Consider the following 11270-nt stretch of genomic DNA (forward strand, 5'->3'; position numbering starts at 1 on the left):
AAAAAAAGGGGGATTTTTATGGCAAATAATTACACCGACACAACGGATACGGATTTCAAAGGGGAAAATTATAATATCGACGAAGGCAAAAAGCTTTCGGCTGAGGGTATGCGCGCGGCTTTGCATACCAAGGAAAATGTGGTGAATAAAAAAGATACTTTAAGTAGCAGTTCAACGGAGTATCCTTCAGCCAAAGCGGTCTACGACAGCCTGAATGAAAAAGACAGCGGCGCGGTGCACAAAGCCGGGAATGAAACGATAACCGGCGTTAAGACTTTCGGCGCGGCTGATCTGGCGGCCGAGCCAAAATTAGGCGTGGCTAAAATAACTGACGCCGCCAATGACGGCACAAAATTTGCCACCGAGGCGCAGGTCTATAAAGCCGCGCAGGCCGCGGATATTTTGCCGAAAGGCACAATACTGGCGATGAACGCCAGCAGCTGGATAAACGCCGGCGCGGCGTTCCAAAGTAAATGGCATGTCTGCGACGGCACAGGCGGCACGCCGAATTTAACCGGCCGGTTTTTGCGCGGCGGCACAGCGAGCGATAACCCGATCGGCGGCGCGGACAGCCAAAGTTTTGGAATCGGCACAAACAATCTGCCCGCTCATAATCATACATTTAGCGGTGTTACAGCGACCGGCCGTCTTCCTTGTTATGGCAGCTTGCATTATCGAGATCAAGGCGCTTATGGACGGGCTCCTTCGGGTGTTTTTAGAGAAGGCAGCGTGAAAAATGGTTATGTTGTTGGTTTTAATAAGTGGTTTGATGAGCCAGGTCTGGAGTTTTCCATGACGCCTCAAGGCAGCGTTACAGGCGGTGGTAGCGCGACGCCGAGTCAGATTACGATAGGGACGGTGCCGAATTATTATACGGTAATTTATATAATGAAAGTGGTTTGACAAAAACGCCTTGTGAAAATGCCGCCTGTGTGAGCTGTGAAAAGAACTCAGGCCTCTTTAGTTTTGTAACTTCGCTACGCTTGTTAAGTTCGGGTCATGTTTTTCGACGAATTTCTTGATCTCCTCGATCGCTCCCAGCGCTTTTTTGGCTTTGGCCAGGCCAAAAGAAAAAGGAAAACGATCGTTCTCATCGTTTTTGAGGCTAAGCATTGGCTTGCCCATGTACTCGGTTTCTTCTATTAACATAAGCGAGCTAATTATATCACACCAGTTGCGTGTTTTGCCAGCCCGTGTTATACTCCGAATATATTTCAGCTAATTTTAGGTCTTTTTAAAAATTTCACTTGAAGGAGAAATTATGGTAGGCAAGCCCCTCAAAGAACAGGACAGTCCTGTGCCAGAAAAAGAAATAAAGGAAGAACCCCCTAAGCCGGAAAAAAGCAACGAGAGACCGGCCGAGAGAAACGGCGACAGGAGCAACGAAAAGCTGATCGCTTCGCTGGATATTCCGGCGTTGCAGCGCCTGAAAATTTCCGAGCTTTACGCGATCGCCAAAGAATTGAAGATCGAGGAAATGACCACGCTGGAAAAGAGCGATCTGATCTACAAGATCATGCAGCTCAAGACTGGCGATGAGGGCGCGGTAGCCTGCGAGGGCGTGCTGGAACGTCTGCCCGATGGCTATGGTTTTTTGCGCGTCAATAATTATCTGCCGTCGAGCGAAGATATTTATGTGTCCTCGGCGCAGATCCGCCGGTTTTCACTGCTGACCGGCGACCGCGTGCACGGTCTGGCGCGCAAGCCCAAAGAAGGCGAGAAATATTTTTCGCTGGCGCGGGTGGACAGGATAAACGATCTGACGCCGGAAGGCGCGCGCAAGCGCACTTTTTTCAGCAATCTGGTGCCGATTTTCCCGGATCAAAAAATGAGCCTGGAGTCCAGTCAGCACAATATCACGACGCGTTTGATCGACATGGTCGCGCCGATCGGTTTTGGCCAGCGCGCGATGATCGTGTCTCCGCCTAAAGCCGGCAAGACGACGATACTTAAAGACATTGCCAAGAGCATTGAGCTCAATCACCCCGAAGTGGTGATCAAGGTGCTGCTGGTCGATGAGCGTCCCGAGGAAGTCACCGACATGCGCCGTTTTGTTAAAGGCGAGGTGGTGGCTTCGACTTTTGACGAGCCGCCGGAACAGCATGTTAAGGTTTCGGAATTACTGCTGGAGTCTGCCAAGCGTTTGGTCGAGCATGGCCGCGATGTGGTGATTTTGCTGGATAGCATCACCCGTCTGGCGCGTGCGCACAATATCGTGGTGGCGCCGTCCGGCCGCACTTTGTCCGGCGGTCTGGATCCGGCTTCGCTGCACAAGCCCAAGAGATTTTTCGGCGCGGCGCGCAATATCGAGGGCGGCGGTTCGCTAACGATTATCGCCACGGCTCTGGTCGACACGGGCAGCCGCATGGATGATGTGATCTATGAGGAATTCAAAGGCACGGGCAATATGGAGCTGCATCTTGACCGCAAGCTGGCCAACCGCCGCGTCTATCCGGCCATCGATGTGGTCAGCTCCGGTACGCGCAAAGAAGAGCTGCTGCTGGCCGAGGATGTTTTAAAGAAAACGATCATGCTGCGCAAGAGCATTAATTCCGAGAATGCCACCGAGGAGCTGGTCAACCTGCTCAAGAAAACCAAAAGTAATCACGAATTCCTTAATTCAGGTATTTTTGGCTAGGAATTATGGATATCCTGATCGTCGGCTGCGGCAGAGCCTGTTCCGGGCACGGCGGCGAGGTGGATATTTACGCTGTGCGGATTTGAGAGCAAGCGAATAAGTTGCGAAAATTTTGGCCTGTGTTATAATGCAGCCCCTTTAAGTTCCGCTGAATTTAAAGGAATAAACATCGTTTTGCTGCTGTCTTGCGGTTGCCCGTTCCGGGTGGAAAGACAGGTTTAAAAAGCAAAGCGAGAAGAATAAACCGCCGAAAAATTCTTTTTTTCGGCAAAATGAAGGAGTTCAATATGGCATTTGATGTAAGCATGCGCCATTTACTGGAAGCGGGTGTGCATTTTGGTCATCAGACTAAACGCTGGGACCCGCGCATGAAGCCGTTCATTTATACGGCGCGCAACGACATTCACGTGATCGACTTGAAGCAGTCGCTGGAGAGGCTGGAGGCCGCGTACAATTTTGTCCGCGATCTGGTATCCGACGGCGGCAAGGTTTTGTTTGTCGGCACCAAAAAGCAGGCGCAGGACGCGGTGCGTGATGAGGCTCTGCGCTGCAAAATGCCATATGTCACCAATCGCTGGCTGGGCGGCGCGCTGACCAATCTGGCGACGATCCGCAAGTCTGTGCGCAAGTATAAAAAACTGCTGGAGCAGAAAGAGAGAGGTATTTTTGCCAAACTGCCGGCCAAAGAAGTTTCTAAGCTGACCAAAGAAATGACCAAACTGGAAACCAATCTGGGCGGAATTTTGGAAATGAGCAAACTGCCGGATGCGATTTTTGTGGTGGACACGGTGAAGGAAAATATCGCGGTGCATGAGGCGCGGCGTTTGGGCATCAAGATCGTGGCTATCGTGGACACCAATTCCAATCCGCAGCTAGTCGATGTGCCGATCCCGGGCAATGACGACGCGATCCGCGCGGTCAAGCTGATCGCGCAGACTGTCGCCAATGCCTGCAACGAAGGCACCAAGATTTTCATCGAGAAAAACGGCGGTGTTTACGAGGAAAGCGCTTATGTGTCGCCGGACGACGCGCTGGAGGCTGTGGCCGCGATCGAAAAAGAAGAAGAAATTCTGGCAACGGAAGTTATTGAGAAACCCTAATTTAAGGAGAAGCAAAAATGGCTGAAATATCCGCCGCTGTGGTAAAAGAACTGCGCGAAAAAACTTTTGCGGGTATGATGGACTGCAAAAAAGCTTTGCAGGAAACCAATGGTGATTTTGAGACGGCTGTCAAATGGCTGCGGGAAAAAGGCCTGGCCACCGCCGCCAAACGCTCAGACCGCGCGGCTTCGGAAGGCCTGATCGACGTGAAATTCAACGACGAGCGCACGCTGGCCGCTTTGCTGGAGCTGAACAGCGAGACAGATTTTGTGGCGCGCAACGCAAAATTCCGCGCTTTGCTCAATCAGCTGCTCGATCAGGTGCTGGCCAAACAGCCTCAAGATATTGCCGAACTGGAAAACCAGCCTTTTCTGGGCGACGAGTCCAAAAAGATCAATGAATTGATCACTGACGCCATCGCGGTAATTGGCGAAAATATCGTGGCGCGGCGTTTTGCTTTGTACGGCGTGCCGGCCGGCAATGTGCTGGAAAGTTACGTGCACAACGGACGCATCGGCGTGCTGGTCGAGCTGGCTGGCGCGCGGGCGGACAGCGAACTGGCCAAAAATATCGCCATGCATATCGCGGCGGCTAATCCCGCGCCGCAGTATTTGCAGCGCGCCGATGTGCCGGCCGAGCAGTTGGCCAGCGAGCGTGAGATTTACAAAACGCAAATATTGCAGGACGAAAAAAACGCCAAAAAGCCGGCCAATATTATCGAGAAAATAATTGACGGTAAGGTTAATAAATTTTATCAGGATGTTTGTCTGCTGGAGCAGGGTTATATCCGCGATCCGGATAAAACAATAAAAACTATTTTGCCAGAAGGAGTGTCGATAGCGCGCTTCACCCGTTTTGAGCTGGGCGCTTAATTTTCACACCTTCCCCGATCGTCTAATTGGCAGGACAACAGATTCTGGCTCTGTTAATCGAGGTTCGAGTCCTTGTCGGGGAACTTAACGTTAATATCAACCGAAATGTTACTCGGGCGAAAAGTGGTGTTTTCAACAATGATGGACTACAAGCGCGTAGCGCGAAGTCGTCCTTGTCACGTCGCCGCGCTTGTGGGTCTCTCTTCACGTCGCGCTATCGCGCTTGTGAAGTTCGACTCGGGGAACCAATCTACCCTGGCGGTCACGAGCGCAGATCCGGAGGAGTGTTATAATTAAAGCATGAATTTACTGAACAAACTCCGCGAAGAAAAACAAATGAAACTCAAAGGCGGTTTGTACCATCAGACGCAGATCAAGCTTTGTTATAATTCTAACCGTATCGAAGGCAGCCGTTTGTCAGAAGAACAAACGCGCTATATTTTCGAGACCAATACGCTGAATGTTGAAAATGGCGGTACGGCGAATGTCGATGATATTTTAGAAACGGTTAATCATTTTGCTTGTTTTGATTATATGCTTGATATCGCGGACAAAGATTTAGCGGAAGATCTTATTAAAGAATTTCACCGTATCCTGAAAAGCGGTACTTCCGATGCCAAAAAAGACTGGTTTAAGGTTGGCGATTATAAAACCCAACCGAATATTGTGGGTGGTGTAGAGACCGCTCCGCCCAAACAAGCGCCGGACGATATGGCTGATTTATTGAAAAAATATAATCAAGAAAAACAGCTAACTTTAGAGGATATAATAACTTTTCACTACAAATTTGAGAGAATTCACCCCTTTCAGGACGGCAATGGCAGAGTTGGGCGCTTGATAATGTTCAAAGAATGTCTAAAAAACAATATTCTGCCGTTTATTATTGAGGATGAAAAGAAATTATTTTATTACAGGGGGTTAAAAGAATTTACGGATACACAGGGATATTTAATGGATACCTGCCGCGCGGCGCAGGACACATATAAAAAATTAGTGGAGTATTTCGAGCAGGCTTAAACGAAGCGGGCCTTTTTCTGATATACTTGCGCTGTGGAAAAAATAAAGCCCCGTAAACCCCAGGCCCGCGACGAGATTTTATTGCGGCATATCACCACTGGCAAAATCGGCTGTGGAGCGCATAAGAGCCTGGTCAAATACGACCGCCGCCGCAGCAAGCTGGAAACAAAAAACATTACCGCGGAGGAGCAAAATGAAAACACTTAAATTTACCCAAAATGGCAAGGCCTATGAAATATCCGGCACGGATTTTCAAATCCGCGTCTGGCAAGAATTGCGGAAAATTCCCAAAGGACAAACTATCACCTACGCGGAGTTGGCGCGGCGCGCAGGCCGCCCGCGCTCCGCGCGGGCCGCGGCGAATGCCTGCGGCGCCAACCCGCTGCCAGTAATTATTCCCTGCCACCGCGTTGTCCGCAGCGACGGAGGTTTGGGCGGTTATTCGGGAGCGGGCGGCGTAAAGAGAAAACGCTCTCTGCTCGCGCAGGAAAACGGCGCGTTTTCCGCAAAACTTTAAGCAGGCGCTCCGCGTTCTCTAATTTACGAGTTGCGGTTAGAATTTCCCGTAGATTATGTTGTTGTATTCTAAATTTTTAGCCGGATTGAATGCACGAGCAATTTATTTTCCTTCCGTAATAATGTCAAAAAAAACCAAACTGCTGGAGTTGCATAAGCAGCCTCGCACGGTGTTCGTCCAAAGAGAACATTATTTAATCAAGCAGGCTGACAAAAATGTCGGTGAAATTTTATTGGCCGATGCGGATGCTGTTTTGGTCCTGGCCAAAATTAATATTGAAAAACAATTCAGAAATAAGGGTTTCGGCAGGGAAACCCTTGCGGTCTTGCTGGATTTTGCGGCGCAGACATCTTGCAAAGGGCTGCTGATTTTGCGTGCCACTAATTATGCCCTGTTAGGCTTAGTTTCCGAGAATAAGAGAGTTGTCCAGATATACGGACTGGCCGGAAAAAAAATTATTGTTTCTGTCAAATCCCATCAGGATATTCTCGCGCAAACCAGCAGATTGCAAGTGGAGTTTGACAAGGATGGGAAATCAAGACAGCTGGATTTTCGCAAATTGAGCAGCGGTGTTTGGACAACCAGCGGTCAGCCAAATTGGCTACTGGAGTTTGATCAGGCCAGCGGACGAGCCTGCCTGTATCGCCGTAAATTTTGGGGCAAAAAAATTGTCCCGGAAATCCAGATCCGGTTTGTGAATTTGTGTTTTGACATATTCCTGCCAGTTCGCCATCATAAGGATGATTTGCTGATACTTGCCGCAGATTTGCCATAAGACTGAACAGAAAAAATCGATGTATTTTAGTGAAACATTTTCCGGTAGCTTGCGATATCCTGATGTAAGCGGAATCTTTCCTCCCCCGAAAAACCGCTTACAGTTTTAAGCGATAGACCAATGCCAAAATCCCTCCCCCTTATGGCATTGGTCTATTTTCAGAAAGACGATCCAGTTTTTTACAGGCCGAGAATTTTGGTTATAGCGGAAATATCCGCCGGAGCTTTGCTGACTGGCGGCGCTATGGCAATGGCGCGGTCCGGATCTTTTAATCCGTGTCCCGTCAGGATGCAGACCGCCGTGTCGCCTTTTTGAAAAATTCCTTCCCGGGCTTTCTTGAGCAGTCCGGCAAGTGAAGCCGCGGATGCGGGTTCGCAGAAAATGCCTTCGCGCGCGGCCAGTTTGATCTGCGCGGCTGTGATCTCTGCGTCGCTGACTTTTTCTATGGCTCCGTGCGATTCATCGCGCGCGGCCTCGGCTTGTTTCCACGAAGCGGGATTGCCGATTTTGATCGCCGTGGCGATAGTGCGCGGATCTTTGATGGGGTGGCCGTCGACTATCGGCGCGGCGCCAGCGGCTTGAAAACCCAGCATTTTTGGCAAAGTTTTTATCTGCCCCGCGGCCTGCCATTCTTTGTAGCCTTTCCAGTAGGCGGTGATATTGCCGGCATTGCCGACCGGCAGACAATGATAGTCCGGCGCGCGGCCAAGCTGTTCGGCTATTTCAAAGGCGCCGGTTTTCTGACCTTCGATGCGGTAAGGATTGAGCGAATTGACCAGCGTGACCGGATATTTTTCGCTGATAGTTTTTACCGCGTCGAGCGCGGCGTCAAAATTGCCATCGATGGCGATGACTTGCGCGCCCTGGATCATAGCCTGCGCCAGTTTGCCCAGCGCGATATTGCCGTCGGGTATGAGCACAAAACATTTCAGGCCGGCGCGCGCCGCGTAAGCCGCCGCGGAAGCCGACGTGTTGCCGGTCGAGGCGCAGATCACCGCCTGCGCGCCGGTTTCCGCGGCTTTGCTGATGGCCAGAAACATGCCGCGGTCTTTGAAAGAGCCGGTGGGATTTAAGCCCTCAAATTTGACATAGACATTGATGTCCAGGCCGGGCTCTTCCCGCACAAAGTTATGCAGTTTAATGAGCGGCGTATTACCTTCGTGCAGCGTGATATTCGGCGTTTTATTGGTGACAGGCAAGTAATCCCTGTATTTATCCATTAAACCGGTCCACATAGAAATGCTCCTTAGATTTGGCAAAATATTATAACAATAAAATAAAGATTTGGGACGGTTTTTGGTTTTTAGAAAGGGACAGGCATATTGGCATATCATTAACGACCTGTGGGCTAAAAATTAATCTAAGCTGCCACGGGTTAATAGACCAAATTTAAGCCACTTTCATTATATATATCACCGTATAGTAACTGGGCACCACGCTGAACGCCTGTCCGCCGCCGCTTTGGTCGGTCGCGCTTCCGCTGTCAGCTGTGTGCGTATGTATGCCGTCCGGCGCTGTGGATCCGGCTATAGTATGTCCATGTTCGCTGCCGGCAGCCGTCGCCGTGCTGTTGTTTAAATTTATTTGTTAAATCGGGCGTGCCGTTATTGCCATCGCAAATTTTCCAGATGTCTTTAAAAGTTACGGTTGGCGAATTATTCCAGGCGTCAGATGTGTAGATTAATATTGTGCCTTTCGGGAAAAAAGCCAGATTGAGTATATCGTCGGCAACCATTGGTTTGCCTTTAGCTATGGTCATAGGACTAACTCCTTTGCTGTATTATTATGTCTACTAAGTCATAATAATTTAATCTGACTCGGTAGCCATACAAACAATTATAGTAAGAGGTTAATCTCTTGTCAAGTAGCCCCAAAAAAGGAATTTGCTAGATGGACATAAATGTTCTCAAAAAAATCATCAGCCAGAAATTGGCTTTTCTCCTGAAATACAGCGGCAAAACGATCGAAGCAACCGCTTATGAATTGGGTATGGATTTTAGTCAGTATTACCGTCTTTTGAAAGGACAGAGATTGCCGATGCTGCCCACTTTGTTGCGCGTCAATAAATTATACGGCGTAGATATGAACTGGTGGTTTGTGGATATTGGTAAAGCGGCGCGGCCAGTGATCAGACATTCTGGCAATCCGCTGGAATACCAGCTGGTAAATTCGTTCAAGAAATTAAGCCGTCCGGCGCAGAAAACCGCCGTGTCTATGCTCAAGGCTATGGCGAGGAATCTGAAAGCCTAATCAAAACTAATCAAAACTTAGAAAGGGACAGGCATTGAAATGGATAAAGTAAATAACGGTTTACATATTTCACGGTATCTTTATTTTTTGTGAAAGGGAGGACTTTTATGAAAACCTGGTTCATTACAGGAGCAAATAGCGGATTGGCATATCCAATGATTGAGATATTACTTGAGAGAGGCGATCGTGTTGCTGCTACAGTACGCAAACCGCAATCACTCGATAAATTAAAGAAAAAATATGATTCCAGTTTATGGCAGGCAACTCTTGATTTAATCGATCCACATTCTATTGGGCAGATAGTGAACAGGGCGTTAGAAGATCTCGGAACCATTGATATATTGGTAAACAATGCCGGATATGGATTGTTCGGAGCCGTGGAAGAAGCGAACGATGAACAAATTGAGCATTTGTTTCAAACCAATTTTTTCGGGTCATTGCGGGTTGCACGAGCCTTTATGCCGTATTTCAGATCGCGGGGTAAAGGATATATTGTTCAAATCTCCAGTATGGTAGGACATCTCTCCAATCCGGGTCAGGGATTATACAGCGCTTCTAAATGGGCGGTTGAGGGAGCTTTTGAAACATTGGCGAAAGAAGCCGCTCCATTTAATATAAAACTCACGCTGGTAGAACCCGGCGGAATTCGTACTGGATTTTTTGCCAATAACGGCGTGTTCGGGCAGGAATTGAGTATATACGACGACCAGCCTGCGAGAGATTTTAAAAGACTCTATCAGAAAATTCGTGATGAAAAGGATTTGAATATGATTATCGGCGACCCACAGAAAATGGCGAAAGCAATTATTCAATGTGTTGATGGGGGAAATGCCCCATTAAGACTGGTATTGGGTAGTGATTCCTATGAGGAAATAAAAGCGGCGTTAACGTTAAGGCTGAAAGAGTTGGATACGCAAAAAGGATTGGCTTATTCTACTGATTTTAAGGATATTTCTTAAAGACTCCCAGCCCGGCGAAGGCTCTGCCTGTGTCGGGCTGGCAAAGCGTCGTAAACAGCTGGAACGTTATACGCCATTGCCCCAATTTTTTTAAAAAATATTGACAAAATAAATGGAATACTGTAAACATTATGTGCCCAAAAGGATGAACTGTATGGATTCAAGCACACTGGAAAAGGACAAAGAGGCTGTTATCGCAATAATCAAAGAAATGGCAGAATCAATGACGGGGGCCCAAAGCACAAAACATTGGGCTGAAGATACAATCTGGTTTGACATTCCAGCGTTTGCGTCAAAAGGAATTAAACCCGCATTACAATTTTTTGATAAAGCATTCAGCGGATTAAAATCCTTTAAGATTGACATTCTGGAAATGGAAACTGTTGTTAATGGCAATATGGCGTGTGTTTTTATGGTTCAACGGTTCAACACGGTAAGTAAAGACGGCGCTGTAAATGAACCCCTTCTGGTCCGGCAAACTGATTGTTTTGAAAAAAGAAACGGGGAATGGAAAGTTATCCATGAACATACATCTGTGCCGAAAGGATCGGAATGGGATGGAAAAATTGTAACAGAATAATTTTTTTGATTTTGTTTTTTTAACAACTTTTTAAAAGACGAAGTTTAAAAAAATGATGGCGTAAGGGGCAACGGCGTATAACAGGGCCGTCAAAACGTCGTAAACAGCCGGAATATTATGCTCAATGGGGCGCTAAATTATTTTGTAAAAACCGAATAAATATTATTGACACAAAATATTTATTTCTTATATGGCTTTATGAATAAACACAAAGGAGAATAATGATGAATTTGAATTTTATGGTAGATTCTAAAAAATGTACGGGATGCAAGGCATGTGTTTCGGATTGCCCTCGTAATATTATAAAGTTTGATACGCATATTCCAAAACTTTTAAATGACAATTGTTTGCAATGTCAACACTGTCTGGCGGTATGCCCGACGGGCGCTATTTCTATTCTGGGATTTAAGCCGGAAAACAGTATCCGGATTAACGAAAAGTCTCTGCCTTCAAAAGAACAAATGAAAACATTTGTCCGCGCCCGCCGGAGCGTAAGACAGTTCGCGCAAGAGGATGTTTCTCCTGTCCTTATTGATGAACTCCTTTCAGATACCGCAAACGC

The 11270-nt window shown here is 47.8% G+C and carries 15 protein-coding genes and 1 tRNA gene; 13 read left to right on the top strand and 3 right to left on the bottom strand.

Annotation, left to right across the window (positions count from 1 at the left end):
• Positions 1 to 18: 18 nt before the first annotated feature.
• Complete coding sequence (locus tag LBJ25_05950) at positions 19 to 903, top strand: hypothetical protein (GenBank protein ID MDR1453498.1); 885 nt, start codon at positions 19 to 21, stop codon at positions 901 to 903.
• 57 nt (positions 904 to 960) lie between these two features.
• Here the strand turns inward: LBJ25_05950 and LBJ25_05955 are convergent, their stop codons facing one another.
• A complete protein-coding gene (locus LBJ25_05955) occupies positions 961 to 1149 on the bottom strand; it encodes a hypothetical protein (GenBank protein MDR1453499.1) in 189 nt (62 codons plus the stop codon).
• Positions 1150 to 1261: 112 nt separating this feature from the next.
• Between LBJ25_05955 and rho the strand changes: the two genes are divergently transcribed.
• The 8 genes from rho to LBJ25_05995 all read left to right on the top strand — a co-directional run bounded on the left by rho (position 1262) and on the right by LBJ25_05995 (position 6919).
• Positions 1262 to 2638, top strand: a complete 1377-nt coding sequence (gene rho, locus LBJ25_05960) for a transcription termination factor Rho (protein ID MDR1453500.1) — start codon at positions 1262 to 1264, stop codon at positions 2636 to 2638.
• A 287-nt stretch (positions 2639 to 2925) separates the two neighbouring features.
• A complete protein-coding gene (rpsB, locus tag LBJ25_05965) occupies positions 2926 to 3738 on the top strand; it encodes a 30S ribosomal protein S2 (protein MDR1453501.1) in 813 nt (270 codons plus the stop codon).
• Between the two features lie 17 nt (positions 3739 to 3755).
• Positions 3756 to 4610, top strand: coding sequence for a translation elongation factor Ts (tsf, locus tag LBJ25_05970; GenBank protein ID MDR1453502.1), 855 nt, complete (start codon positions 3756 to 3758; stop codon positions 4608 to 4610).
• Positions 4611 to 4621: 11 nt separating this feature from the next.
• Positions 4622 to 4693, top strand: a tRNA-Gln gene (locus LBJ25_05975).
• Positions 4694 to 4910: 217 nt separating this feature from the next.
• Positions 4911 to 5627, top strand: coding sequence for a Fic family protein (locus LBJ25_05980; protein MDR1453503.1), 717 nt, complete (start codon positions 4911 to 4913; stop codon positions 5625 to 5627).
• Between the two features lie 33 nt (positions 5628 to 5660).
• Positions 5661 to 5834: a hypothetical protein gene (locus LBJ25_05985; GenBank protein ID MDR1453504.1), complete on the top strand. Its 174-nt coding sequence runs from the start codon at positions 5661 to 5663 to the stop codon at positions 5832 to 5834.
• Positions 5821 to 6144, top strand: a complete 324-nt coding sequence (locus tag LBJ25_05990; GenBank protein MDR1453505.1) for a methylated-DNA--[protein]-cysteine S-methyltransferase — start codon at positions 5821 to 5823, stop codon at positions 6142 to 6144. The genes LBJ25_05985 and LBJ25_05990 overlap by 14 nt, the downstream gene beginning before the upstream one ends.
• A 121-nt stretch (positions 6145 to 6265) precedes the next feature.
• Positions 6266 to 6919, top strand: a complete 654-nt coding sequence (locus LBJ25_05995) for a hypothetical protein (protein MDR1453506.1) — start codon at positions 6266 to 6268, stop codon at positions 6917 to 6919.
• Between the two features lie 179 nt (positions 6920 to 7098).
• On the opposite strand, the gene thrC is transcribed toward LBJ25_05995, so the two are convergent.
• Together thrC and LBJ25_06005 are read right to left on the bottom strand one after the other, a co-directional pair.
• On the bottom strand, positions 7099 to 8154 hold the full coding sequence (gene thrC / locus LBJ25_06000; GenBank protein MDR1453507.1) for a threonine synthase: 1056 nt from the start codon (positions 8152 to 8154) through the stop codon (positions 7099 to 7101).
• A 248-nt stretch (positions 8155 to 8402) separates the two neighbouring features.
• Complete coding sequence (locus LBJ25_06005; protein MDR1453508.1) at positions 8403 to 8678, bottom strand: hypothetical protein; 276 nt, start codon at positions 8676 to 8678, stop codon at positions 8403 to 8405.
• 131 nt (positions 8679 to 8809) lie between these two features.
• Here LBJ25_06005 and LBJ25_06010 point away from each other — a divergent pair, with 131 nt between their 5' ends.
• From LBJ25_06010 to LBJ25_06025, 4 genes are all read left to right on the top strand, one after another.
• Entirely contained in the window at positions 8810 to 9169 is a 360-nt protein-coding gene (locus LBJ25_06010) for a helix-turn-helix domain-containing protein (protein ID MDR1453509.1), read from the top strand.
• Between the two features lie 107 nt (positions 9170 to 9276).
• Entirely contained in the window at positions 9277 to 10128 is an 852-nt protein-coding gene (locus LBJ25_06015) for an SDR family oxidoreductase (protein MDR1453510.1), read from the top strand.
• 154 nt (positions 10129 to 10282) lie between these two features.
• Positions 10283 to 10708, top strand: coding sequence for a nuclear transport factor 2 family protein (locus tag LBJ25_06020; GenBank protein ID MDR1453511.1), 426 nt, complete (start codon positions 10283 to 10285; stop codon positions 10706 to 10708).
• A 221-nt stretch (positions 10709 to 10929) separates the two neighbouring features.
• Positions 10930 to 11270: 4Fe-4S binding protein (locus LBJ25_06025; protein MDR1453512.1), on the top strand; the 341-nt coding region annotated here is incomplete at its 3' end.

The sequence above is a fragment of the Candidatus Margulisiibacteriota bacterium genome, assembly GCA_031268855.1.
GTDB lineage: Bacteria > Margulisbacteria > Termititenacia > Termititenacales > Termititenacaceae > Termititenax.

Excerpts from the sequence above, each read along its gene's own strand:
- tsf (MDR1453502.1), top strand. The coding sequence starts at position 3,756 with ATGGCTGAAATATCCGCCGCTGTGGTAAAAGAACTGCGCGAAAAAACT.
- LBJ25_05980 (MDR1453503.1), top strand. The coding sequence starts at position 4,911 with ATGAATTTACTGAACAAACTCCGCGAAGAAAAACAAATGAAACTCAAA.
- LBJ25_05950 (MDR1453498.1), top strand. The coding sequence starts at position 19 with ATGGCAAATAATTACACCGACACAACGGATACGGATTTCAAAGGGGAA.
- LBJ25_05995 (MDR1453506.1), top strand. The coding sequence starts at position 6,266 with ATGTCAAAAAAAACCAAACTGCTGGAGTTGCATAAGCAGCCTCGCACG.
- LBJ25_06015 (MDR1453510.1), top strand. The coding sequence starts at position 9,277 with ATGAAAACCTGGTTCATTACAGGAGCAAATAGCGGATTGGCATATCCA.
- thrC (MDR1453507.1), bottom strand. The coding sequence starts at position 8,154 with ATGTGGACCGGTTTAATGGATAAATACAGGGATTACTTGCCTGTCACC.
- LBJ25_06010 (MDR1453509.1), top strand. The coding sequence starts at position 8,810 with ATGGACATAAATGTTCTCAAAAAAATCATCAGCCAGAAATTGGCTTTT.
- LBJ25_05990 (MDR1453505.1), top strand. The coding sequence starts at position 5,821 with ATGAAAACACTTAAATTTACCCAAAATGGCAAGGCCTATGAAATATCC.
- rpsB (MDR1453501.1), top strand. The coding sequence starts at position 2,926 with ATGGCATTTGATGTAAGCATGCGCCATTTACTGGAAGCGGGTGTGCAT.
- LBJ25_06005 (MDR1453508.1), bottom strand. The coding sequence starts at position 8,678 with ATGACCATAGCTAAAGGCAAACCAATGGTTGCCGACGATATACTCAAT.
- LBJ25_06020 (MDR1453511.1), top strand. The coding sequence starts at position 10,283 with ATGGATTCAAGCACACTGGAAAAGGACAAAGAGGCTGTTATCGCAATA.
- LBJ25_05955 (MDR1453499.1), bottom strand. The coding sequence starts at position 1,149 with ATGTTAATAGAAGAAACCGAGTACATGGGCAAGCCAATGCTTAGCCTC.
- rho (MDR1453500.1), top strand. The coding sequence starts at position 1,262 with ATGGTAGGCAAGCCCCTCAAAGAACAGGACAGTCCTGTGCCAGAAAAA.